Source organism: Miltoncostaea marina, assembly GCF_018141525.1.
GTDB lineage: Bacteria > Actinomycetota > Thermoleophilia > Miltoncostaeales > Miltoncostaeaceae > Miltoncostaea > Miltoncostaea marina.
Window position 1 is genome coordinate 457,027 of the sequence record NZ_CP064655.1, and the last position, 22,687, is coordinate 479,713.

The window sequence follows — 22,687 nt, forward strand, 5'->3', positions numbered from 1 at the left end:
GGCACCCGTCCCGGTCTGCGATCCGTGCGCCCTCGCCGGAACGCCGCCGGACCTCTTGAGGGGTCCGGCGGCTGGCCCTGTCCGCCGCAGGATGCGGATACCGGCGCTCTGAGAGGACGCCCCGATCGGCGATTCGCCGCAAGCCCCCCTGGGCCGGACGAGGCGAGGCCCAGCCACCGAGAGGACGACTGCCCGCGGAGCGTCCCGACAGAGCCAGCGACCCGACCGGCGATCAGGAGCCGGGCACCCTTGCATCTATAATGCGATCCGACGGTGTTGACGATACGAGCTGCCAAGGGAGCCGACTACTACGAGCGCGCCGAGTTCGCGCGCGACGACTACTACGCCGAGCGCGGGCAGGTGCGCGGGACGTGGGAGGGACGCGGCGCCGAAGCGCTCGGCCTCACCGACGCACCGGGGGACGGCGCGCTGGGCGCGCTCCTCGAGGGACGCGATCCCGCGAGCGGCGAGGACCTGCCCGGGCGGCGCAACCGCCGCGGAGGCAACGTCGCCTTCGATCTGACGTTCGCCGCCCCCAAGGGGCTGAGCGTGCTCGCCGCGGTCGGCGACGAGGCCGTGCGGGCGGCCATCCTCTCCGCGTACGCCGAGGGGGTGCGCGCGGCGCTCGACTACCTCGAGCGGCGAGCCTGCTTCGTGCGGCGCGGCCACAACGGCGTGAGGGTCCTTCGCGCTGAGGGTTTCGTGGGCGCCATGTACCTGCACGAGATGGCCCGCTCCGGCGATCCGCACCTGCACGCGCACCTGGTGCTCGCCAACCGGGTGCGCGGCGAGGACGGCCGCTGGACCGCCCCGGACATGAGGCCGGTGTTCGCCGAGGCCAAGACCGCAGGCTTCATCGCCGAGGCGGTGGCCCGCGCGCGCCTCAGCGAGACGCTCGGCCTTGAGTGGGAGCAGACCGCCAACGGCTCGATTGACCTCGTGGCGATGCCCGCGTCGGTGCGCGAGCACTTCTCGTCCCGCCACGCGGAGATCGTCGAGCTGGCACACGCGCGCGGCTACACCGGGGCGTCGGCGATCGAGGCGATCCAACGTGAGACCCGCGACCGCAAGCGCGTCGTCTCCCGTGAACGGGCGGCGGCCGAGTGGCGCGCGCGGGCGGCCGAGCACGGGTTCGGTGCCCGCGAGGTGGCGCGGGCGACCGGCGCGGCGCGGTCGCGCTCGCGGACGGCGTACGTCGAGGGTCTGCGCGAATGCCGGCGCCGGATGGAGAGCCCCGCCGGGCTCACCCAACGGGCGTCATCGTTCACCCGCCGCGAGGTGATCCAGGATCTCGCCGACGCCCACCCAGAGGGCATCGGCGCGCACGCCCTCGAGCGCCTCGCCGACGACTTCCTCGCGGCACGCTGTGTGCCCCTCGCGCCGGCGGGTGCGGCGCCTGGGCGCGGTTACGAGGAGGCGCGCTACACGACCCCCGACATGCTCGACGTCGAGACCCGGCTGATCGACACGGCGTGCGCGGCGCCGATCGACCCACGGCTGGCGAGTCCCCTTCAGGTCGAGCGTGCGATCGGCGCCAGGCGCTCGCTCGGCGATGACCAGGCGGCAGCCGTCCGCCATCTGTGCTCCGGCGAGGCGCGCACGCGGCTGATGGAGGCGCGTGCGGGCTCGGGAAAGACGTTCGCCCTGGAGGCGGTGCGGGAGGCCTATGAGTCGTCGGGCGTCGCGGTGGTGGGAACCGCCTGGCAGGCCCAGGCGGCCGAGGTGCTGCAGCGCGACGCCGGCATCGCCTCCGAGACGACGGCGCTCATCCTGGAGCGCGCAGCGCGCGGCCAGGACGCGATTCCCGGGGGCGCGGTCGTCGTCTGTGACGAGGCCTCCACCATGCCGACGCGCGCCCTCGAGCGACTCGTCCAGGTGGTCGCTTCGCGCGGTGGCCGACTGATCCTCGTTGGCGACAGGGCGCAGCTGCCACCGGTCGACGCCGGCGGCGGCTTCGCCGCCCTCTGCGACCGGCTCGGCTCGGTCGAGCTCACCGAGAACCGTCGCCAGCGCACCGAGCTGCAAAGAGCCGTGGCCGAGCGGCTCGCCGAGGGGCGCGCCGGCGATGCGATCTCGCTCCTCGCGGAAAACGGCCGCCTGCGGACGTTCGAGGACGGCGCCGACGCCCGGCGCGCCCTGATCCGCTCCTGGGCGCAGACATCGCTTGCGGATCCCGCTGACGCCGTGATCCTCGCCCACGACCGACGCGAGGTGCGTCTGCTGAACGAGATGGCCCGGGCCGAGCTCGACCGCGCCGGACGGCTGTCGGACCGCCGCCTCGTGGCGGAGGGGCGGGAGTGGGCGATCGGCGATCGCCTGCTCTGCCGGCGCAACGACTACCGGCTCGACGTGCGCAACGGCACCCGCGGCGTCGTCGTCGGACTCGACGAGAACGAGCGGGCGCTCACGCTCTGGACCGACGATGGGCGCGAGGTCGTCCTTCCCGCCGTCTACCTGCGTCACGCCGAGCGTGGATACGCGATGACCGGACACGTCAGCCAGGGCACGACCGTGGACCGCACCTACCTGCTCGCGACGCCCGAGAGGGGCGGCACGGAATGGGCGTACGTCGCGGGCTCACGCCAGCGGATCGATCTCGAGGTCTACGCGATCCACCCAGACCCCGAGACCCTCGCTGTCGCCCTTGAGCGCGCGTGGTCGCGGACGCAGGCGAAGGGACTCGCAATCGACATCGTCGCAGCGGGCGATCGCGGTATCGAGGAAACGGAGTCGGCCAGAGGACTCACCCACGGTCCGTCCGCGGGGTCGAAGCCGGATGTCAGTGCAGGACGAGCGTTGTCCGATCCGGATCTACGGTTGGCCGAGTCGCCCCGGCCGCACCCGCCGCCCGTGCCTGAGCGTGGGCTTGGTCGGGATCTCTAAGCACTCGCCCGAGCGAAGAGGCCGGTCCGATCACGAGCTGTGCCCCAGCACGTTTCGCGCATCACGACAGTGTCGCGAGCTGTCTGGTGGAGGACCCGGACCTCAGTCTGCGAGGATCATCCCATGGAGCAGTCGGAGCTCGGTTCGGCAGTCGCTCGCCTGGCTGCGTTCCTCGCCCACGGCCCGCTGACCGCCACCATCGCCGAGTTGGAGCATCAACTGGTCGGACTGGACGCCGCCGGCGTCACCGCCGCATCGAATGCCAAGGGTGTCGACGGCGACCTGCTTCGATCGGCGCTCATCGCGAGGAGCGAGCTCGGACGGGTGAGCGACCTCATTCACGCTGCGGCGATCGTCGTCTTGCTGCCTCGCCTGCTCGGCGAGGACGAGGTCGTCACGAACCGACCCTCCCTCGCCGCGGGCAACGACCCCACTCGCCCCTTCGATCTCGAGACCAATTTGAGGGTGGCTGAGTTCAAGCTCTCGCAGTGGGCGGGGGCGGACGCGATGAGAAAGCGGCAAGTGTTCAAGGACTTGGTGCACTTGGCTGCGGACAGATCCGGGCGACGTCCAGAGCTCTTCGTCGTCGGACAGGCGCCAATCGACTTCCTCCGACGGTCCAGATCCAATGCCGCGTGGGCGCTTGACCGCTTCCCCGCGACGCGCCAGTTCTTCGTCGAGCACTTCGGTCCGCTGGAGGTTCGGATCGCCGACTTCACCGCCGGCCCGGCGGCGCATGTGAAGATCATGGACCTCAACGCCTCGATTCCCGAGATCGGGACGGGGACCAGCAAGACTGATTGACGGCGACGACCCGAAGCCGTCGGCGGGCGGGGCTGCGATCGATCCGTCGTATTCTGGAGTCATCATGGGTGCCGGATGACGGCACCACCTTGGAATCGAGCGCCCGGCGCCGCCGGGGAACTCGAGCGGCTCGCGGGTGACCTGGACCGCGCGCTGCGGCACGTCCTCTCAAGGGCGACGATCGAGGACCGCTACACGAACAGCCCCGGCGACCCGGTGGTGTTCATATCGCCGGACCCCTGGGTGTGGGTCTTCGGTCCCGACGCGCTACCGGCTCGGCGGACCGCGCGACGCCTCCTCGATCGGTGGCTCGAGCTCGGTCAGCGCGTCCTTCGAGCCGCGGCGCCCGAGACCGAAGAGGAGTTCTGCGAGCGTGCCGGGGCGCTGCGATCGCCCCTCGATCTTTCGGAAGCGGCGGAAGGCCCCGGAGCGCGGGAGCTGGACAAGGCTGCGGGCTACGTCCTTGGGGCGCTCGCCGAGCAGCGCGCTCTCGTGCGACGCGTCCTCGGCTCAGAGCTGGAGCCCGGATCGTCCGAGCTCTGGCTGATCCCCGACACCAACGCGCTCTACCGGAATCCTTCGCTGGAGAAGTGGGCGAACGACCAGCCCGCGACGCTCGTTCTGATCCCCCAGGTCGTACGGGAGCTGGCCGCTCACAAGCAGCACCATCCGGTCGAGGAGGTGCGCCGGAAAGCCCAAGGGCTGCTTCGTCGCTTCGGCGAGTTCGAGCGACGAGGAGACACGTCGGCCGGCGTGCCGGTCGCCGGGCGGCTCCGATTCATGGAGATCGCCGTCGACGCGAACGTCCGCGAGTCGCTGTCATGGCTTCGCCCGGAACACGCCGACGACCAGATCTTGGCGAGCGTGCTCGAGCTGCAGTGGGCGTACCCCGCGAAGTCCATCACCCTCGTCACCGAGGATCGCGGGCTCCGCACCAAGGCACGGCAGGCGGCGGTGACCACCAGCCCTGCGCCACCGCCCCCAACGGTGGCGGTGAAGTCGCGCGGGAGTCGGAGACGTCGGGGCGCCGTGATCCGGGTGAAGTCGGCCAAGCTGGTCGCCCAGGACCGGCCCGCAGCCCCGTTCTTCGAGCGGAACGCCCCGACGAGCGTCCTCGTCGTGGAGGTGGTGAACGGCGGCGACGAGACCGCCTTCGACGTCCGAGGGGCTCTTCTTCGACGACACGCCGGAGGTGCGTGGACCTATTTCGGGAGCCTGGACATCCCCGTTCTCGAGGCCAACGGCACGCTCGAGCTTCGCTTCCCCGAAAGCGGACCGCAGCGGCCAACAGTTGTCCGTCCACGGGACGTTGTGATCGAGGAAGGCATGTGGACCGACCGCGACGGGGTCGAGCACGTCATCGATTAGTTCGATGCCGGTCCGTTGTCCCAGGGCGACCCGGGTCGGGCGGCTACGACAGACCGCGCGCGATCGCGACGGAGAAGTCCGCCTTCGCGGAGTCCGAGTAGGGGCAGCACAGCCGCGAGCTGCTGCGGCGCTGGTTACGCGACCTCGCGAAGTACGACATCCTGGCCGCGTGAGGCCAACGAGGCTCGGGAGGGTCCGTGAGGGGCAGTCGCGAAGACGCGACCCGGCTCACCCGGGGGGCCGCGGACGGCTCGATGCCTGTCCGTCGCGGACCTCGACGACCCGATCGAAGTGCTCCGCGTCAGCCTCGAAGTGGAGCCTCAGCCGAGGGTGAAGGCCCGAAGTCATCGGCCCACCGCACTCCGGACGATGACCAAGGCGTCCTCGACGCGCCTGCGCCGATCAGCGGGCGAGCCGTCGTCGTCGAAGGCGCGACGCACCTCGTCGAGCACGAGCCGCATTCTGAGCTCGTCGAGCAGCCGCTGTGCCATGGCGATCGCGTCGACTATTTCCAGATGACCGCGGCTCTCCTCCAGCAGACGTCGCGGCCGCAGGGTGGCCCGTTCGACCGAACCGAGCAGAGGCGCCGAGGCGCGGCTGGGCGGTGTGCGCACGGTGCCCATCCGGGCCCCGCTAGTGGTGCTCCGCGTGGTCCCCGGCCGGGACGTCCGAGGGCCGCCCGGCCGGCGTCGCAGCGGGGCTTGCCGGCTGCTCGATCGGTGTGCCAGCGGTGTCGCCACCGCGGATCGCCGGACCGATCACCTGGCTGGACACCAGAAACGCGGCGGCGAAGATGACCAGCGCGATGGCCGGCGCCCTCCACGAGTCGAAGCGCTTCTTCAGCCGCAGCAGGAAGGGTACCGAGAGCAGCAGCCCGAGTCCGCCGAACAGCGCGGTGCCCGCCGTACCGGCCAGTAGCGCTGCGCCGGCCAGCGGGCCGACGTGGTGCAGTACATGGGGAGCAATTCCGGAGACGGCACCGACCAGACCGGTGACCCAGGCCGCGAGGCGACGGCGAAGCCCGCGGATGACCCGCAGGCGTCGAAGGTCTTCCGGCGAGACCGCTGCGGGGGGAATCGGGTGCGAAAGCATGTCCATGACGTCATGGTCGGACGCAGCCGGGGACCGTTCGTCAGCGCGCGCACTGACGCGAGGTGCGGATTACTACGACGACGACGGCCGCCGTCATGTTCCCGTCACATCGGGGGGGGGCGACGTCCGGGCTAACGTAGGCACTCCTCGGCGTCGTCGGCGCCCATCGTGCCCGACGAGGCGGGTTCGTCCGCGAAGCCGTCGAGCGGGTCCCAGGAGCGGGTGTGATCCATGGCACGCAGTGAGCCGGGGCAGGGCTTCCCGGGGGGGCGATGAGGACTGATGCCCTGGCGGCCCTCGAGGTCGTCGGGCTCGAGAAGGTCTACGACGACGGGACGATCGCGCTGCGGGGGATCGACCTGCGCGTCCCGGCCGGGGCCTTCTACGGCCTGCTGGGCCCGAACGGCTCCGGCAAGAGCACGCTCATCGGGATGACCACCGGCCTCGTGCGCGCGCCGGCGAGGCGGATCGTCGTCTTCGGTCACGACGCCGTCGCCGAGGCGCAACCGCCCACGTGTTCGCTGCGCGATCCGGCTCAAGAAGTCGACGTTCGCCCGCGGCGTGTTCCCGCTCGGCGGCGCACTGCTTCCAGCGTCAGACGAAGCAGGCGCTTGACGGCCGCCGCCGTCGGTAACTCCGCGGCGCCGGCCATCGCGTGGACGCAGAAGGCGGCCAGCTCCCGGGCGGGAACATCGTCACGCAGTAGGCCGCCGCGGACGCCGTCGTCGACGGCGCCGGTCACGAGCTCCAGCAGGTGGGCCCTCGCCCGCGCAACGTGCTCGTCGGCGTGCAGCACCGGCACCCGGCCCGGAGGGTTCTCGCGCACGATCCGCCCATAGGTGGCCAGGAGCGCCTCGAGCGCCTCCCCTCCTGAGCCGTGGCGTGCGCGGACTGCCTCGAGCTCGTCCAGGTGCGCCCCCACCTGCCGCCGGTGCCAGGCGGTCAGCACCGCCTCCAGGCTCGGGAAGTACTTGTAGAGCGTCGCGCGCGCGATGCCGGCGGCCTCCGCGATCTGGGACATCGTGACCGACAGCGGCCCCTGTTCGGCGACGAGGCGGCCGGTGGCATCGAGCACCGCCTCGACGACCTCCAGCCGGTGGGCTGCGATGGAGTCGGACCACAGGCGCGGCATGTCGCCATCGTACCTCTCGGCCACGACAGAGCGTCCATTGTCATAGACACTGTGTCTCGATAGCGTGCGTCGTCCCGTCCCCGAAGGGGAGCAGTCCATGGCCCGCCCTCCCATCGACGCCGACCGTGACGAGCGCGCGACGCCGCAAGCCCCTCCTCCGCGGTGGGTGCGGATCTGGTGGGCGCTGGTGGTGCTCGTCGTCGTGATCGTCGTGATCGTCCACGCGCTCGGCGGCGGCCTCGGCGGACACGGCTGAATCCGATGCCGCCGCTCGTGCGCAAGACCACCCTCACCGCGCACGTCGTCTCCTCGGTCGGCTGGCTCGGGTCCGTGATCGCCTTCCTGGTGCTGGCGGCGCTGGGGTTCGGCGGCGGCGACCCGCGTACCGTGAGCACCGTCTACGTCTCGCTCGATCCGCTCGCGAGCTTCGCGGTGCTGCCGCTGGGGATCGCCGCCCTCCTGACGGGCGTGCTCCAGGCCCTGGGCACGCCATGGGGGCTGATCCGCCACCACTGGGTACTCGCCAAGCTCGTTCTCACGGCGGTCGCCACGGGCCTGCTGGTGCTCCATCTCGACCCGATCAGGGATGCGGCCGAGATCGCCCGCTCGCCGTCGGCGTCGCCCACGGATCTCGGCGAGCTCCGAGGGCAGCTCGTGGTGTACGCCTCGGCGGCGCTTGTCGCGCTCACCGCCGCGACGGCGCTGTCCGTCTTCAAGCCCGCCGGGCGGACCCGGTGGGGACGGCGACGCGAGCAGGCGGGCCACCGCCGAGCTTGACGAGAAGCGCCGACTGCGCCCGGGCCCCACATCGCACGAGTGAGGCGTTCCGACCTCAGGGCCTGACCGCTCCCTGGTAGTCCGAGCGGCCGGCGAGGCTCGACACCTTCACCACGTCGCCGGTCTGGGGTGCGTTCACGTACTGGCCGCCGCCGATGTAGATGCCCATGTGGCCGAGGTCGGGGCGGAAGAAGACCAGGTCGCCGGGCGCGAGCTGCCCCGACGGCACGCGCGGGAAGGCGCTCCAGATCGCGCCCGTGAAGTGCGGGACGCTCTTGCCGATCTGGCCGTACGCCCACGAGGCGAGGCCGCTGCAGTCGAAGCCCTGCGACGGCGACGCGCCGCCCCATACGTACGGGACACCCAGCTGGGTCATCGCGATCTGCGCGGCGCGGGCGTTGCCCGACCCGCTCGGCGCGGGCGCGGCGGGCCGCTCCGGCTCCCCCGACGGCGCGGCGGCGGGGGCGGAGACGGGCGGCTCCGAGGGCTCGGAGGCCGCCGCCGGCGCCGGCGACGACCGCTCGACCTCGCCCGCCGGCGTGGTCTGCGCCGCCTGGCGGCGGCGCGCGATCGCCGCCTGAACCGCCGCCTCCCGGGCACGGCGGCGCTCCTCCGCGGCGATCAGTCCGCGGAGCTCCTCGCTGGCGCCCTCGAGGACGGCCTGGCGCTCCGCGAGCAGCTGCTCGATCCGGGCCTTCTCGCGCTCGCGGCCCTCGAGCGCCTGCGCCGCCGATTGACGGTCCTCCTCGAGCCGCTCGCGCAGCTGCACGAGACGGGCCTTCTGCTCGCGCAGGCCGCCCACCACCCGCCCGTCCTGCTGTGCCACGCGGTCGAGCATGTCCAGCTGATCGACCACCGCGGTGACGCTCCCGCTGGCGACGAGCACCTCGATGAGGCTCGGCTCCGGGTTGGCATAGAGGCTGCGCAGGCGCTTGGAGAGCGCCGCCCGAGAGGCGGCGAGGCGCTTTGTGGTGGCGGCGGTCTGCGCCTGGTTGTCCGCGATCCGGGCGTTCACCTGGCCGAGCTGCCAGCGGGCGCCGTTGTACGCCTCGGCCGCGAGCTCGACCTGCACGCCGTATGCGTCGAGCTGGGCCTGGAGCTGCGCCACCTGGGCGCGCTTGGCCTCGATCGCGGCCGGTTCCGTGCTGGCGATGCCGGGGCCGAAGACCAGTGCCGCCGCGGCGACGAGAACCGTCAGGTGGGTGATCCGGGGACGCGCGATGGAGCGGCCTCCGTCGGGGCGGGCGGGGCGAAGTGATGACCGTACCCGGCGAATGTGACAGAGCTGTGACGGGCGCGTGCCGTTGAAAGGCGCCTACTAGAGGTACCCCATCGGGTCGACGGCCGCGCCGTTCACACGGATCTCGAAGTGCGAGTGGACGCCCGTCGAGTTTCCCGTCGTGCCCATGCCCGCGATCACCGCGCCCTGGCTGACGCGCTGGCCCACCGAGACGGCGATGCTCGAATTGTGCGCGTAGGCAGTGCTCATACCGCTCCCGTGGTCGATGACGACGAGGTTGCCGTAGCCCCCGCTCCAGCCGGCCACGATCACCGTCCCGGACGCCGAGGCGACGATCGGGGCTCCCGATCCGGCGGCGATGTCGATGCCCTCGTGCATACGGCCCCACCGGGGGCCGAACGTGGACGTCAGCGTCCCGCGCGCGGGCCAGATGAACCCGCTCGATGACGGCGCCGCCGTGGAGGGTGCGGCGGCCGGGGCGGAGGCCGGGGCGGAGGCCGGGGCGGAGGTTCCGCTCGATGGCGCCTGCGCGGCGCGGATGGTCGCGGCCAGCCGCGCCGACCGCGCCTGGAGGCCGCGCGCCTCTTCCTCGAGCTCCCGCCGGCTGCCGGCCGCGCGCCCGAGCAGCGCCCGACGCCCGGTGAGGGTCCGCTCCAGTAGCGCCCGGCGCTGCTCGATCTCCGTGCGGGCCGCGCGCGCCTCGGCGGCAGCGACCGCAACGCGGGCCTCCGAACGTGCGACCTCCTGCCGGGTGGTGGTGATCTGGTCCCGCCTGCGGCGCGTCTCGTCGGCGAAGCGCGAGATCGACTCGGCGAGCGCGGCATCTCGTGTAGCGATCCCCTCGAGCAGGTCCACGGTCTGGATCGCCGACGCGAGGCTTCCCGACTCGATGAGGACCAGGATGGGATCGGGCGTTCCTCGGACGTATATCTCCCGCAGCCGGCGTGCCAGCACAGCCTGGCGCTCTGCCAGTTCCGCGCGCGCCTCCGCCAGCCGCGCGCGCTCCACCGCGAGCCGTTCATCGAGCACCGCGAGCCGCTCTCGCAGCGCGGACATTTCAGCATCCAGGCTGGCGGACCGCTCGCGCAGCGGGACGAGCCGGGCCTGGAGGCTCCGGATCGTCGCGCCGTACCGTTCGACGTCCGCCGTGAGGACCTGCTCCCGTTCACGCGCGGCCCGCAGCTGGCCCTCCGTACGCTGGAGCTGCTCGTCCAGCGACTGGGCGCCGAGAGGGGGCGTCGCGAGGAGGGCCGCTGCCGCGGTGGCTGCAACCGCCGCGGCGGTTGCGCGGTGCCGAGGCCTCCTCAGCGGCCCCAACCACCGTTGAGCGTTCTGAGCCACGGCAGCGCATCACGCGCTGACACCGGCCGCACGCGGCGCGGGCCACTCGGACCCGCCCCCGGCGACACTCGTTCCTCGCCGGTGTCCGCCGATTCTCGGGAGCGCGGGCTGCTGCCGTATCGGGTCACTATCGCGTCATGCCGGTTACGAGGCGGCGCGCGAGCGCGTCCTGTGGCGCGACACCGCGCTCCGTCACGACGAAGCCGGCGGTGCCGCCTTGCCCTGAAGGCAGTAGGCGGACCCTGGCGGTGACCATGTGAGCACCCCCGGTGGGATTCGGAACGGCGCTCCATTCAACGTCGAGCCTCTGGCCGCGCCGCGCCGCCCCCCGTTCGAGGTCACCGAGTCCGGGGGCGGCGGCGCGCTCCGCCTGCTCGATCGCCGCTGAGCCGCCCGCGCTGTCGGCGAGGATGAGCGAGGTCATCGCCCAGGCGGCCAGGGCGAGGACCACCACTGAGACCGCGACGATCACCCACACCCGCCGCCGCCGCCCGTCGGAGGCCGCCATCCCCGCTGCTGGCGCGGGCCGGTCCGTCGCGTTCCCCGTCGGGTCTTCAGGGCTCATCTAGGCGCGGTCGGGGTCGACAGCGACGAGGTCGCGGTAGGGGTTCATCGGTGTCCAGCCGTCGCGGATCTCGAAGTGCAGATGGGGCGCGCCGTATCGGGCGTCGCCGCTGTTGCCCACGGTCCCGACGACCTGGCCGGCGCTGACCGAGGTCCCGACCTCGAGGCCCGCCGCGATCGTCTGCATATGGGCGTAGTAGTACTGCAGGCCGTCGGAGCGTCGGAGCCAGAGGTAGATCCCGCCGAGCCCGGTCTCGACGCGCGACAACTTCGAGACGACGGCGTCGTCCGCGGCGACCAGCGGCGTGTGGCGGTCGGCCATGATGTCGGTGCCCTCGTGCGAGCCCTGCGAGCGCGGCGCACCCCAGGTATCGGAGTACGAGTACTCGCCCTGGACCGGGAAGACCTTGAGCCGGCCGGTCGTGCGCCCGGCGCGGATGACGGCGCGCGGCGCAGAGGCGACCCCGCGTACGCGTAAGCCCACGCGGCGCAGCAGGCGGGCGTCCGCCACGCCGCTCGCCCGCAGGCCGAGGCGCCGCTGGAGCGTCTGGACGGCGCGCCGGGTCAGCGGGCCGAAGGCGCCGTCGACCGCGACCCGGATCCCCCGGCGACGAAGCTCGCGCTGGAGGTCGCGCACCCCCGGACCCCGCGACCCGAGCCGCAGGGCCGACTGCGCGGACGGTGGGGCCGTCCGGTGCATCGGGACGGCGGCCTGCCGCGACGACTTCGGCGCCGGCGGGATCTCGATCGCGCGGTCGGCGGCGTTCGCCACCGATGGGACAGCCGCAACGACCGCGACGGCGGTCAGCCAGCGGCGGACGACGCGGGCGGACTTCGGCATGGAACTCGATCGCTCCGTGGTGGCACTCCTCTCCGCCCGGCGGCGCCGCAGGGCGCCGAGGGCTCCTCGCTCGCCGGGTGGGCAGGCCCGGACTACGCCGGCGAGGCTACGCAAGGCGGCGCGCCGCGCCAACCGTCTATAGGCCCGCCCGTCATCGCGTCGTCACAAGTCGGCGCGGGCCCGTACGTATGACGGTCCTGTTTACGCCGGGCTCGCTCGGGCGTTTCCGGCTGGCGCGCGGGGGTACGGCCCGACGCGCCGACGACATGCGACCGGAGGAACATCGTGAGCAGATCGATCAAGCCCGGAGCGGCCATGGCGGCGGTGCTGGTCGCCGTTCTGGCGGCGGGGATCGCCGTCGCCGGGCCGTCAGGAGCGCACGGCGACGACAAGGCGGAGTGGCGGGCAAAGGGCGACGGGGCGGCCGTGACCGCCACTGACGCCCGGTGGGCCGCGATGATGATCCCCCACCACCTCGACGGCATCGCCTTCGCGCGGATGGCCCAGGAGAAGGCGCTCACGCCGGGCGTTCGGGAGGTCGCCGCCCAATCCGAGGCGGATCAGCGGGCCGAGCTGCCCTACTTGCGGAAGGTCGCTGCGGCCCGGGGGCTCGAACCCATGCCGCCGGAGGAGCCGCTCATGCGCTTCAACGAGCAGCAGATGGCGACGCTCAAGTCGCTCACGGGCACGGCGTTCGACCGGTACTGGCTTGACGTCTTCAGCGCGCACCACATGTCCGCGATCATGATGACCGATGTCGCCATGGCGGCGACGAAGAACGGGCTCGTGCGCCGGCTCGAGCACCGTATCCACTCCGGTCAGCTCCGTCAGGTGGACGCCATGAACGACCTGCGGGTGCGAGTGCCGGTTCCGGCGCAGTAAGGCGGCATGCCGAAGCATCCGCCCCTCCGGTGCCGTGCCACCGGAGGGGCGGCGCGGCTCGGTGCGCCGATTGCCTGTGACCGGCTGAACGGGTTCGTCACAGCGGTGTGAGAGCGTCCGGACGAGGCCTGCCGTGCGACCCACGGCTGGCGGGACGAGCCCGGAAGGAGAAGTGATGGCGATCCTCGGCCGCGCGGCCCTCCTGCTGGCGCTGGCCGTGGCGGTCTACGCCGTCGTGATGTCCCTGCTCTCCCGGCGCCGTGGCCACCGCGCCTGGGAGCAGAGCGCCGAGCGCGGCGTCTACGCGGTGTTCGGCTTCACCACGGTCGCGATCCTCACGATGTGGGTCGCGCTGGCGACCGACTCCTTCGAGCTGCGCAACGTGGCCGAGTACAGCTCGAGCACCCTCGACGCGCAGTACAAGGTGACCGCGCTCTGGGGCAGCCAGGCCGGCTCGCTGCTGCTGTGGGCGTGGATCCTGAGCGGCTTCTCCGCCCTGGTCGTCGCCACGAACCGCTCCCGCAACCGCGAGCTCATGCCGGTCGTCACGGCGGTGCTGATGACGATCGCGGTCTTCTTCCTGGGGCTGCTGTCGTTCGTGTCGAGCCCGTTCGAGACGCTGGCGGTCGTGCCCGACGAGGGCCGCGGGCTCAACCCGCTGCTGCAGAACCCGTACATGCAGGCCCACCCGCCGCTGCTCTACCTCGGCTTCGTGGGCCTCTCCGTGCCGTTCGCCTTCGCGATGGCCGCGCTCGTCACCCGCAAGCTCGACACCGCGTGGATCACCAGCGTCCGCCGCTGGACGATCTTCTCCTGGATCTTCCTCGGCGTCGGCATCGTGCTCGGCGCCAAGTGGGCCTACGAGACGCTCGGCTGGGGCGGCTACTGGGCCTGGGACCCGGTGGAGAACGCGGCCTTCATGCCGTGGCTCGTCGCCACCGCCTTCCTGCACTCCGTGATGGTCCAGGAGCGCCGCGGGATGCTGAAGGTCTGGAACATGGTGCTCGTCATCCTCGCGTTCACCCTCTGCCTGTTCGGCACGTTCCTCACCCGCTCGGGGATCATCTCCTCGGTCCACGCGTTCGGCGAGTCGACGCTCGGGCCGTTCTTCCTGGCCTTCATCGCGCTGGTGCTCGTCGGCTCGGTCGGCCTGCTGATCACCCGGCTGCCGCTGCTGCGCTCCCAGCACACGCTGGAGAGCTACGTCTCCCGCGAGGCGGTCTTCCTCTTCAACAACCTGCTGCTGGTGGGCCTCGCGTTCGCCGTCTTCTGGGGCACGGTCTTCCCGGTGCTCTCCGAGGCCGTCCGCGGCGAGAAGATCACGGTGGGGCAGGGCTACTACGACCAGATCGCGACGCCGATCGGCGTCGCCCTGCTCGTGCTGACCGGCGTCGGGCCGCTCGTCGCCTGGCGCAAGGCCTCCGTCGCCCAGCTGCGCCGGCGCTTCGTGACCCCGCTCGCGGTCGCCGCGGTCGCCGCGGTCCCGCTGCTGCTCTTCACCGACCTGCCGCAGGAGCCCGTCGCCGCGGGCACGGTCGTGGCGGGCGTGTTCGTGGCCGCCTGCATCGCCGGCGAGTTCTGGCGCGGCACGCGCGTGCGGCACGCCCTCGGCGGCGTCTCGTGGCCCGGGGCCTTCGTCAACATGGTCGCCCGCAACCGGCGCCGCTACGGCGGCTACGCCGTCCACCTCGGCATCGTCGTCCTCTTCATCGGCTTCGCCGGCTCGAAGGGGTTCGTCACCGAGACGGACGTCGCGCTGCGCGAGGGCGACCGCGCGGACGTGGCCGGCTACACGTTCGTCAACGAGGGCTCGACCCGGGCGGCCGACGAGCACTCGTCGGTGGTGAGCGTCCAGATGGGCGTCTTCAAGGGCGGCGACCGGGTGGCCACCATGCGGCCCGGCGTGGAGACGTTCGCGGTCGACGAGACCCGCAACTCGAAGGTCGCGATCGACACGAGCCCGACGAGGGACCTCTACCTGTTCCTCAGCCAGCTCACGGACGACGGCCTCGCGCGCGTGACCGTCTTCGTCAACCCGCTCGTCGTGTGGATCTGGGTGGCCGGCGTAATCATCTTCCTCGGCGGCCTGCTCGCCGCCTGGCCCGGGCCGCCCTCCGCGCGCCGCGAGCGCGCGAGCAGCCCGGCCGCCGAGCGGGGCGCACCCGCATGACCATCGGCCTGGCGCCGACCTTCGACATCGGACCGCTCACGCTCGCCTGGCACGGGCTCATGACGGCCATCGGGCTCCTGGTCGGCATCGGCGTCGCGGACCGGCTGGCGCGCGCCCGAGGGACCGACCCCGACGCCGTCATGGGTATGGCGATCACCGCGGCCATCACGGGGCTCGTCGGTGCCCGGCTCTACTACCTCGCACAGGAAGACCCCGCACGGCTGATCACGCCCTGGCGTGATCCATCGACGGGCTTTGCGTTCTACGGGACGGTCATCGCCGCGCTGCCCGCTGTGGGGATCTACCTTCGGGTCACCGGGCGACCGGTGCTCCCCAACCTCGACGTGCTCGCGCTGGCCTTCCCGATCGGCATGGCCATCGGCCGCGTGGGGGACCTACTGAACGGCGAGCATTTCGGACCTCGCACCGATCTCCCCTGGGGTGTCACCTACACCGACGAGCGGGCGCACGTACCGGACACCGGCGTCGCCTACCACTCCGGGGCACTCTACGAGATCGCGTTCGTTGCGGTCCTCTCCGTTGCCATGCTGCTCGTCCACCGGCGACTACGTCGCCCGGGCGACGCGCTGTGGCTCGTCCTCGGGGCGTACAGCATCGGCCGCTTGATCGTCTTCTTCTGGGTCCGCGACGTGGACGTCGTGGCGCTCGGTCTCAGGCAAGCGCAGTGGACGAGCCTCGTGCTCATAGTCATCGCGGTCGCCGGCTGGGCGAGCACGCGCCTCATCGCGGGTGGCGGAAGCCGCCGGGACGCGCAGCCCGCCGGCTCAGCGTGACGGCCCGCGCTGCGCTCGGCGCAACGGCGCGAAGGCAGTCCGTCAATGCGTCGCCCTCCCGGGTCGGCCGCTTCTGGGAGATCGATGTGGCGCGCACCATCGCGCTGGCGATGATGGTCACCTACCACGCGGTCTACGACATCGACATGCTGTCGCCCGGCCTCGGCCCGGATCCTTTCCTGGGTGGATGGGGGGCGCTCCCCGAGGCGACGGCGTCGCTCTTCCTGCTGGTCGCGGGCGCTTCCCTTGCGGTTTCGGACGCCCGCATGCGCGCGCGCGGCGACGGATCGCTGGCTCGGCTGCGACGACATCTGCGTCGCGCAGCGGTGATCATGGCCGCCGCTGTGGTCGTGTCGGGGGCGACCGCAGTGGCGTTCGATGACCGTTATGTCCGCTTCGGCATCCTCCACGCGATCGCCGCCGGCACGGTTGTGGCCGCCCTGACGGTCCGCTTGGGATTCCTCAACGCGCCCATCGGCGTGGCGGTCCTCGTCGGGGCGCTCACCCTCCCCGAAGCGGGAGAAGGTTCGGCCTGGCTGCTCCCACTGGGTGTTGTGCCCGCGGGCTTCAGCAGCGTGGACTACTGGCCCCTCGTCCCGTGGCTCGGTCCATTGCTGGTCGGCGTGGCGCTCGGGCGCCTCCTCTATCCGGGAGGCGGCCGCGGCCGGCTCATCGGCCGGCTCGACGGTGCCGGCGCCCGGGCGGGCGCTCTCACCGTACCCGCGCGGCACTCGCTCACCATCTACCTCGTTCACCAGCTCGTGCTCGTGCCACTCGTTTGGGCCATCCTTCTCGTGTCGGGAGCCGAGGTCTGGTCGCCGGCATGAGGTTCGCGCGATGACGATCTCCACCCGCCGGCCCGATCGAGCGCGCCGCCCGGCCCGCCCGGTCCTGAGGCGCGACTCCGCGGTCCGCGTGGCGATGCTCGGCGGGGTCGCCTTCGCCGCGCTGGCGGTCCTCCTGGTGCGGCTCTGGTTCCTCCAGGTGATCTCCCAGGAGCGCTATGCGGAGCTCGCCGACGCCAACCGGCTGCGCACCGTGCGTCAGGAGGCGCCACGCGGCGCGATCGTGGACCGCGAGGGACGGACGCTCGTCACTCATCGCACGGGGATGAGCGTTGTGGCGCGGGCGGCCGAGTTCGAGGACGGGCGCCGTTGGGGGGTCGTCCGCCGACTCGCCCGCGCGCTCGGCGTTCCGGCGCAGCCCCTCATCAAGGAGATCCGAGCGAAGGCGGGCACGCCGCTCGCAACCGTCATGCTCGCCGAGGATATCGACGACACGACGATGCGGTATCTCTCGGAGCGTCGTCGTGACTTCCCGGGCATCGACCTCGCGGAGACGTACCCTCGCGAGTACGTCGCGGGCACGTCGCTCGCGCACGTCCTCGGCTATACGGGCCCGATCACCGCGGAGACGCTGGACGAATACCGGGCGCGGGGGTACCTCGGCGATGAGACCGTGGGGGTCAGCGGCCTCGAGGCGCAGTACGAGGAGTACCTCGCCGGCACGCCGGGTGAGACCGTCGTGGAGGTCGATGCCTTCGGCGAACCGCGCGGCCGCGGTGCCGTCTCCGTGACGGCACCGCGCCGCGGGAACACCCTCGAGCTCGCGATCGACCTGCCGACCCAACGGGCGCTCGGCCGGGCGCTCGCGGAGCGCGTCGCCGCCAGCGGCAGCGAGGGCGGCGCGGCGGGCGTCGCGCTCGACCCGCGCACGGGCGAGGTGCTCGCGATCGCCTCCTATCCGTCGTACCGCCCGGAGGTCTTCTCCGGACGGCGGCCTGGCGGGGTCGAGCGCCTGCTGTCGGACCCTCGTCGGCCGCTCCTCAACCGCGCGGTGGGCGGGCTCTACCCCGCGGCCTCCACGTTCAAGGTCATCACCGCTGCCGCCGCGATGCGACGCGGCTTCCTGCACCCTGACGACATCCTCGCGTCGCCCGGCGAGCTGGAGCTCTACGGGCTGCTGTTCCGCGGCTTCGAGAGCCGGAGCTGGGGAGCCGTGGACGTGCGACGAGCCCTCGAGGTCTCGAGCGACACGTTCTTCTACCAGCTGGGCGACCGGTTCTACCGCGACATGCCGCGAGCCGCGCTCCAGGACGAGGCGCGACGGTTCGGGCTCGGAAGGCCGACTGGGATCGATCTGCCCGGCGGAGACGAGGCCGGGGTGGTGCCCGACCTGGAATGGAAGCGCACCGCGTTCCAGGACAGTCCGGACCCACTCGACCGCACGTGGAAACCGGGCGACTCCATCAACATGTCCACCGGTCAGGGGAACCTCCTCGTGACGCCGCTGCAGATGGCCGTCGCCTACGCGGCGATTGCGAACGGCGGGCGCGTCGTCACACCGATGCTCGGCCGCCGCGTGAAGGATCCGGCCGGCCGCGTCGTGCAGCGTCTGAGCGCCGCCGGGGGCGAGCGATCGGTCGGTATGGCGCCGGAGACGCTCCAGGCGCTGCGCGACGGCCTGCTCCAGGCCGCGAACGGTCACGACGGGACGTCGACCGCGGTGTTCGGCGGTCTCCCGGATCGCGTGCGCGTCGCCGGGAAGACGGGCACGGCCGAGAACGAGACGGGGGTCGACCACTCCTGGTACGTGGGTTTCGCGCCCGCGGCCGCGCCGCGCGTCGTCGTGGCCGTCGTCGTTGAGCAGGGCGGTCAGGGCGCCAACGCGGCCGCTCCGGCGGTCTGCTGGACGATGGCGGCGTACCTGAAGTTCGAGGCCGGGGCGTGCGGCGGGGGTGCGAGCGCCAACTGATCGGCGGACCATCGCCGCCCGGTTGCACGCATCGCGACGCTCGAGCCGGCGTCGCGCATCGATCCCGCGACGCATGCGGTGGCTCAGCGCTCCGTCGGGACCGCTCCAGTCGAATCCTCGCCCAAGGCGACCGCGGCATCGGGTGAGCCGATGCCTGCAACGCGTTGGACCGCGGCGACCGGGTTGTCGGCGAGTGCACGCAGATACTCGCGCTCGACTCGGGCGGCCACGAGGTTCCACGCGAACGGCGCGGCGGCGGTCCGCCCGGCAGCGCCGAGCCGTTCACGCAGCGCCGCGTCGGAGAGGAGGTCGGCGAGCGCGTCCGCGAGCGCATCGGGGTCGCCGGGCGGTACGAGTCGGCCGCACCCTGGGGTCAAGACGTCCTGGTAGCCGGGGATGGCGGAGGCGACGACCGGAATGCCCTCAGCCATCGCTTCGGCGACGACGATGCCGAAGCTCTCGCCCCGCAGTGCGGGCGCGCAGAGCACGTCGGCGCGCCGGAGCAGCAGCCGCCGCTCGCCGTCGGGGAGCCGGCCGTGAGCGGTGATTCGGCCCGCCCCATCTGCGGCCGGGCACGCGCGCAGAAGCTCGTGCCGGTCCACCCCGATCAGGTCGAGGCGGACGCCCTCCGGAAGCCGGCCGAAGGCGGCCAGCAACACGTGCAGCCCCTTGCGAGGTTCGGGGCGCCCGACGAAGAGTATCCGCCGCTCGGCGCCGCCGGGCGCGATTCGGATTGGGGGCTCCTCGGCGCCCGGCCAGACGCCGTTCGGGATCACGGCGTCGATACGCGACACGTGGCTCGCGCAGACGCTCGCCGGCCGTGATACCGCGATGCGCGTCGTGAGACGGCGCAGCCGCCACCGAAAGAACGGCGCCAGGAGCCGGTAGTGGAGCGCCGTGTCGCTGTACATGTGGAAGGTCGCCACGAGGGGCGCACCCCGCCAGCGGAGGACGCTCGATGAGACCGCCGGGACGAGCGGCTCATGGACGTGCACGACGTCGTAGCCGCCCGACTCGAGAGCCCGGCGCGTACGGCGCGCAGTCACCGGACCGAGCGCGATGCGCGCGATGGAGCCGTTGGCGCGCACCGGCACCGCCGCGCCGAGGAGGGTCACGCCGCGCTGCGCCCCGGTCGACGCCCCCGCCGCCAGCACGTCGACGGAGTGGCCGCGCGCACGGAGGGCCTCCGCGAGGCCGGCGACGTGCGTGCGGACACCGCCCGGGCGCGCCCAATCGTACGGACAGATCAGCGCGATCCTGAGTGCAGCCGCGGGCGGCGTATGACGTTCCGGGCGCGGCGCGACGGCGCGGTCGCCGGCGCCTACACGGCCCGGGTGCAGGAGCAGCGCCATCGCGTATCCCGCGACCACAGCAACGACGCCGAGCACGACGTCGAGCACGAAATGGTTGCCCGTCGCGATGACCACGAGCGCGATCAACGGTCCCCACGCCAAGCCTGCCAAGCGGATCCACGCGCGATCCGTGGACGCCGCGACGGCCGCTCCGACGGCGAAGGCGAAGCCCGCGTGGAGGCTCGGCACGGCGGCAACCGGATTGTAGAAGGCCGTCACGAGCGGGGAGTCGAGCGCGAACGGCGTCTGCGAGCTCACGGTGTCGAGCACCCCCATGTCCGCCAGACGGGGCGGCGCAGTCGGGAAGAGGGCATAGACCGGCAGCGCGATCACCCAGGTCGCGAGCACGGTGGTCCGGAGCCGTGGGTACAGCGCCGGCCGCCGGCGATAGACCCATGCGAGCGCGGCCGGCACGACCGCGAACTGGGCGACCAGGTAGAGCTGGTTCAGCATCCACATGACGGGGTGCCCGAGCAGGTGTTCTTGGACCGCCTGCTCCATCCCGATCCCGAGCCGCGCCTGCAGCTCGACGATGGAGCGCGCGTTTTCGACCGCCGTCCCGAGGGGAGCGGTCGTGGCGCCGCGGGCGAGCGAGTACGCGAGGTAGGCGGCGACGAAGAGCAGTGCCTCACGCCGCCACGAGAGGATCCCCGGCGGCCGTCGCACGGCCAGGGCGCTCATCCGGCTCCACCGAGCGGTCGGCGAAGGTTGCGCGCGGCCGCGTAGAGGCGCCCGAGGTCCTCGCCCTGGCGGGCGAGGGTCAGCGCACCGACGAGCGCGACGGGGCCGGACTGGACCAGCTGCAGGATTACACCGACAGCCACCGCCGTGGCGGGGGGCACGCCATAGGAGGCGACGAGCGGCAGCGCGGCGGCGGCCTGGAACACGCCGACGTTCCCCGGCAGCAGCGGGACCGTCTGCGCGACGCTGACGCTTACGAGCACGAGCGCCGCGGCCTCCCAGCCCCCCGCAATGTCGAACGCCCGCAGGACGGCGTACACGCCGCCCCCCTGCGCGATCCAGCCGCCGAAGCTCGCGGCCAGGAGCGGGACGAGGACGTCCCGCCGGCGGAGCGAGCGGTGGCCGAGGGCGACGGACGCCCAGACTCGCCGCACGGTTTGAGCCGCGCGAGCGACCAAGCCGCGTGCCGCGCCCCCTGTCCGCGTGCGGAACCGGAACGCAGCGGCGAGCACGAGCAGCCACATCGCTGCGAGGGCGACGACGACGAGCCAGACGCCGATGGGCAGCGGCAGCAGCAGCCCGACGCCGGCGACCAGCATGACCCACGCCGCCGTGGATACGAGCGTCTCGGTCACCGCGGAGCCGACCACCGCCGCCAGCTGCGCGGACCCGCCGTCGCTGGTCAGCCGGGCGTGGACCATGGCCACCCTGGCCGCCTCCCCGACACGGCCCACGAGCACGGTGTTGAGCAGCGCGCCGACCGTCACGGGCGTCATCACGCTGCCGAGGGGCACCGGGCGGTCGCCGAGCGCGGGCGCCAGGGTGCTTCTCCAGGCGACCGCCTTCATCGGAAGCGTCGCCAGGTGCAGCATCGCTGCGGTCAGCAGGAGGAGCCACGCGTGCACGCTCTCCAGCGAGGCGAGCGTCTCCCACTCCAGCCGCCACAGCGCCGCCGCGACGACGGCGAGCGCGAGCACGGCGGCGACGAGCCTTGATGCCGTGGGTGCGGCGGCTCGCATGGCGTGGCCGGGCGGCCCGCCGCGGGCGTTCCGACGCGGCATGGACCACACGTGTCGTCGCGTCCGCGCGTCGCTCCACCGGGGGGCCTGCGTCACCGTCCGGACGCTACCCCCCATTCCCTCGTATGAGGCCCGTCATCGCCCCGGACGGCCGTTTTTCGACGCCTGGCGTCATAGGCCCGTCACGATCCTGCTCTAGACAATGCGCCATGACGACTCGACCGCCCGCTCCGCCTCCCGCCACGCCGACCGCGGCCGGGCCGCTGCGCGCTTCGACCCGGCGGCATACCGGAGCCGCCGGGCAGCGACGCCGCTGGTCGCGCCGTGCGCGCTCGTGGAACGACGGCGTTGCGGCGAACGCCGGCCTGACGGCCGTCATCGATGCGGTGGTGACGTCGGTGGCCGCCCGCCCCGGGATGCGTGTCCTCGACATGGGCTGCGGCTCGGGCCAAGTCACGATTCCGCTCGCGCGTGCGGGTGCCGAGGTGATCGCCGTCGATGTCAGCCCGGCGATGATCCGCCTCCTCCGCGAGAACGCCGCGCGTGAGGCGCTGACCAACATCCGCCCCGTCGTGGACGCGCTCGAAAACCTCCGTCTTCCCGCGGCCTCGCTGGACGCGGTCGTCTCGAATTACGCCCTGCACCACCTCGCGGACGACGACAAGCGCCGGCTCCTCCGCGCGGCCACCGTCTGGTTGCGTCCGGGCGGTCATCTCATCATCGGGGACCTAATGCTGGGCCGGGGGGGCAGCGCGCATGACCGTGCAGTGATCCGCGGGAAGATCGCGGCGCTGGGGCGGCGTGGGCCCGGGGGATGGTGGCGTATCGCGAAGAACTCCTGGAGGTTCATGGCCCGCACGTGCGAGCGCCCGCTGCCGCTGTCGGCGTGGGCGCAGCTTCTGGAGGAGACCGGCTTCGCGGACGTGTCGGGCCGGTCGGTGGTCGCGGAAGCCGGCCTGGTCCGCGGCAGCCGCCCGGCCTAGAGCCCTCGTG

General features: G+C 72.5%; 20 protein-coding genes and 1 pseudogene. 12 read left to right on the forward strand and 9 right to left on the reverse strand.

Translation table 11 applies throughout. The annotated features are described in order from the left end of the window. Window positions 1–273 precede the first annotated feature (273 nt). The 3 genes from mobF to ITJ85_RS02275 all read left to right on the forward strand — a co-directional run bounded on the left by mobF (window position 274) and on the right by ITJ85_RS02275 (window position 5,055). Complete coding sequence (gene mobF, locus ITJ85_RS02265) at window positions 274–2,883, forward strand: MobF family relaxase (protein WP_217914737.1); 2,610 nt, start codon at window positions 274–276, stop codon at window positions 2,881–2,883. A 123-nt stretch (window positions 2,884–3,006) separates the two neighbouring features. Beyond that, window positions 3,007–3,687: a hypothetical protein gene (locus ITJ85_RS02270; RefSeq protein WP_217914738.1), complete on the forward strand. Its 681-nt coding sequence runs from the start codon at window positions 3,007–3,009 to the stop codon at window positions 3,685–3,687. A 75-nt stretch (window positions 3,688–3,762) separates the two neighbouring features. Beyond that, window positions 3,763–5,055: a PIN domain-containing protein gene (locus ITJ85_RS02275; RefSeq protein ID WP_217914739.1), complete on the forward strand. Its 1,293-nt coding sequence runs from the start codon at window positions 3,763–3,765 to the stop codon at window positions 5,053–5,055. A 344-nt stretch (window positions 5,056–5,399) separates the two neighbouring features. Here ITJ85_RS02275 and ITJ85_RS02280 read toward each other — a convergent pair whose 3' ends face one another. Next, a complete protein-coding gene (locus ITJ85_RS02280) occupies window positions 5,400–5,678 on the reverse strand; it encodes a hypothetical protein (RefSeq protein WP_217914740.1) in 279 nt (92 codons plus the stop codon). Between the two features lie 10 nt (window positions 5,679–5,688). After that, entirely contained in the window at window positions 5,689–6,153 is a 465-nt protein-coding gene (locus ITJ85_RS02285) for a hypothetical protein (protein ID WP_217914741.1), read from the reverse strand. Between the two features lie 266 nt (window positions 6,154–6,419). Between ITJ85_RS02285 and ITJ85_RS17480 the strand changes: the two are divergent. Beyond that, window positions 6,420–6,626, forward strand: a pseudogene (locus tag ITJ85_RS17480) (ATP-binding cassette domain-containing protein); the annotation flags it as partial. Window positions 6,627–6,682: 56 nt separating this feature from the next. On the opposite strand, the gene ITJ85_RS02295 reads toward ITJ85_RS17480, so the two are convergent. Continuing rightward, the gene (locus tag ITJ85_RS02295; protein WP_217914742.1) at window positions 6,683–7,279 is read right to left on the reverse strand and encodes a TetR/AcrR family transcriptional regulator; all 597 of its coding nucleotides are present in this window, start codon (window positions 7,277–7,279) and stop codon (window positions 6,683–6,685) included. A 97-nt stretch (window positions 7,280–7,376) separates the two neighbouring features. Between ITJ85_RS02295 and ITJ85_RS02300 the strand changes: the two genes are divergently transcribed. Together ITJ85_RS02300 and ITJ85_RS02305 are read left to right on the forward strand one after the other, a co-directional pair. After that, on the forward strand, window positions 7,377–7,535 hold the full coding sequence (locus ITJ85_RS02300) for a hypothetical protein (RefSeq protein ID WP_217914743.1): 159 nt from the start codon (window positions 7,377–7,379) through the stop codon (window positions 7,533–7,535). 5 nt (window positions 7,536–7,540) lie between these two features. Further along, window positions 7,541–8,056 carry a DUF2269 family protein gene (locus ITJ85_RS02305; RefSeq protein ID WP_217914744.1) on the forward strand — a complete coding sequence of 172 codons (516 nt, stop codon included), beginning with the start codon at window positions 7,541–7,543 and terminating at the stop codon, window positions 8,054–8,056. Window positions 8,057–8,111: 55 nt separating this feature from the next. On the opposite strand, the gene ITJ85_RS02310 is transcribed toward ITJ85_RS02305, so the two are convergent. From ITJ85_RS02310 to ITJ85_RS02325, 4 genes are all read right to left on the reverse strand, one after another. After that, entirely contained in the window at window positions 8,112–9,164 is a 1,053-nt protein-coding gene (locus ITJ85_RS02310; RefSeq protein ID WP_217914745.1) for a C40 family peptidase, read from the reverse strand. A gap of 210 nt (window positions 9,165–9,374) precedes the next feature. After that, on the reverse strand, window positions 9,375–10,637 hold the full coding sequence (locus tag ITJ85_RS02315) for a murein hydrolase activator EnvC family protein (protein ID WP_217914746.1): 1,263 nt from the start codon (window positions 10,635–10,637) through the stop codon (window positions 9,375–9,377). A 127-nt stretch (window positions 10,638–10,764) separates the two neighbouring features. Beyond that, a complete protein-coding gene (locus ITJ85_RS02320) occupies window positions 10,765–11,145 on the reverse strand; it encodes a hypothetical protein (RefSeq protein WP_217914747.1) in 381 nt (126 codons plus the stop codon). Between the two features lie 57 nt (window positions 11,146–11,202). Then, complete coding sequence (locus tag ITJ85_RS02325; RefSeq protein ID WP_217914748.1) at window positions 11,203–12,042, reverse strand: M23 family metallopeptidase; 840 nt, start codon at window positions 12,040–12,042, stop codon at window positions 11,203–11,205. 285 nt (window positions 12,043–12,327) lie between these two features. Here ITJ85_RS02325 and ITJ85_RS02330 point away from each other — a divergent pair, with 285 nt between their 5' ends. The 5 genes from ITJ85_RS02330 (at window position 12,328) to mrdA (ending at window position 18,642) form a co-directional block, all read left to right on the forward strand. Continuing rightward, complete coding sequence (locus ITJ85_RS02330) at window positions 12,328–12,924, forward strand: DUF305 domain-containing protein (RefSeq protein ID WP_217914749.1); 597 nt, start codon at window positions 12,328–12,330, stop codon at window positions 12,922–12,924. 175 nt (window positions 12,925–13,099) lie between these two features. Further along, window positions 13,100–15,094: a heme lyase CcmF/NrfE family subunit gene (locus ITJ85_RS02335; protein WP_217914750.1), complete on the forward strand. Its 1,995-nt coding sequence runs from the start codon at window positions 13,100–13,102 to the stop codon at window positions 15,092–15,094. Continuing rightward, on the forward strand, window positions 15,091–15,888 hold the full coding sequence (locus ITJ85_RS02340) for a prolipoprotein diacylglyceryl transferase (RefSeq protein WP_217914751.1): 798 nt from the start codon (window positions 15,091–15,093) through the stop codon (window positions 15,886–15,888). The genes ITJ85_RS02335 and ITJ85_RS02340 overlap by 4 nt, the downstream gene beginning before the upstream one ends. Beyond that, a complete protein-coding gene (locus ITJ85_RS02345) occupies window positions 15,885–16,715 on the forward strand; it encodes a heparan-alpha-glucosaminide N-acetyltransferase (protein ID WP_281412214.1) in 831 nt (276 codons plus the stop codon). Before ITJ85_RS02340 ends, ITJ85_RS02345 begins: the two co-directional genes overlap by 4 nt. A 10-nt stretch (window positions 16,716–16,725) precedes the next feature. Next, on the forward strand, window positions 16,726–18,642 hold the full coding sequence (gene mrdA / locus ITJ85_RS02350) for a penicillin-binding protein 2 (RefSeq protein ID WP_217914753.1): 1,917 nt from the start codon (window positions 16,726–16,728) through the stop codon (window positions 18,640–18,642). 83 nt (window positions 18,643–18,725) lie between these two features. Here mrdA and ITJ85_RS02355 read toward each other — a convergent pair whose 3' ends face one another. Together ITJ85_RS02355 and ITJ85_RS02360 are read right to left on the reverse strand one after the other, a co-directional pair. After that, complete coding sequence (locus ITJ85_RS02355) at window positions 18,726–20,675, reverse strand: phosphatase PAP2 family protein (RefSeq protein WP_217914754.1); 1,950 nt, start codon at window positions 20,673–20,675, stop codon at window positions 18,726–18,728. Then, complete coding sequence (locus ITJ85_RS02360; protein WP_217914755.1) at window positions 20,672–21,652, reverse strand: lysylphosphatidylglycerol synthase transmembrane domain-containing protein; 981 nt, start codon at window positions 21,650–21,652, stop codon at window positions 20,672–20,674. Before ITJ85_RS02360 ends, ITJ85_RS02355 begins: the two co-directional genes overlap by 4 nt. A gap of 251 nt (window positions 21,653–21,903) precedes the next feature. Here ITJ85_RS02360 and ITJ85_RS02365 point away from each other — a divergent pair, with 251 nt between their 5' ends. Next, on the forward strand, window positions 21,904–22,677 hold the full coding sequence (locus tag ITJ85_RS02365; protein ID WP_217914756.1) for a class I SAM-dependent methyltransferase: 774 nt from the start codon (window positions 21,904–21,906) through the stop codon (window positions 22,675–22,677). Window positions 22,678–22,687: the final 10 nt, after the last annotated feature.

Bases quoted from the DNA above. Each gene is read 5' to 3' on its own strand.
- ITJ85_RS02270 (WP_217914738.1), top strand. From the start codon at position 3,007: ATGGAGCAGTCGGAGCTCGGTTCGGCAGTCGCTCGCCTGGCTGCGTTC.
- ITJ85_RS02275 (WP_217914739.1), top strand. From the start codon at position 3,763: ATGACGGCACCACCTTGGAATCGAGCGCCCGGCGCCGCCGGGGAACTC.
- ITJ85_RS02280 (WP_217914740.1), bottom strand. From the start codon at position 5,678: ATGGGCACCGTGCGCACACCGCCCAGCCGCGCCTCGGCGCCTCTGCTC.
- ITJ85_RS02285 (WP_217914741.1), bottom strand. From the start codon at position 6,153: ATGGACATGCTTTCGCACCCGATTCCCCCCGCAGCGGTCTCGCCGGAA.
- ITJ85_RS02295 (WP_217914742.1), bottom strand. From the start codon at position 7,279: ATGCCGCGCCTGTGGTCCGACTCCATCGCAGCCCACCGGCTGGAGGTC.
- ITJ85_RS02300 (WP_217914743.1), top strand. From the start codon at position 7,377: ATGGCCCGCCCTCCCATCGACGCCGACCGTGACGAGCGCGCGACGCCG.
- ITJ85_RS02305 (WP_217914744.1), top strand. From the start codon at position 7,541: ATGCCGCCGCTCGTGCGCAAGACCACCCTCACCGCGCACGTCGTCTCC.
- ITJ85_RS02320 (WP_217914747.1), bottom strand. From the start codon at position 11,145: ATGGCGGCCTCCGACGGGCGGCGGCGGCGGGTGTGGGTGATCGTCGCG.
- ITJ85_RS02325 (WP_217914748.1), bottom strand. From the start codon at position 12,042: ATGCCGAAGTCCGCCCGCGTCGTCCGCCGCTGGCTGACCGCCGTCGCG.
- ITJ85_RS02335 (WP_217914750.1), top strand. From the start codon at position 13,100: ATGGCGATCCTCGGCCGCGCGGCCCTCCTGCTGGCGCTGGCCGTGGCG.
- ITJ85_RS02340 (WP_217914751.1), top strand. From the start codon at position 15,091: ATGACCATCGGCCTGGCGCCGACCTTCGACATCGGACCGCTCACGCTC.
- mrdA (WP_217914753.1), top strand. From the start codon at position 16,726: ATGACGATCTCCACCCGCCGGCCCGATCGAGCGCGCCGCCCGGCCCGC.
- ITJ85_RS02355 (WP_217914754.1), bottom strand. From the start codon at position 20,675: ATGAGCGCCCTGGCCGTGCGACGGCCGCCGGGGATCCTCTCGTGGCGG.
- ITJ85_RS02365 (WP_217914756.1), top strand. From the start codon at position 21,904: ATGACGACTCGACCGCCCGCTCCGCCTCCCGCCACGCCGACCGCGGCC.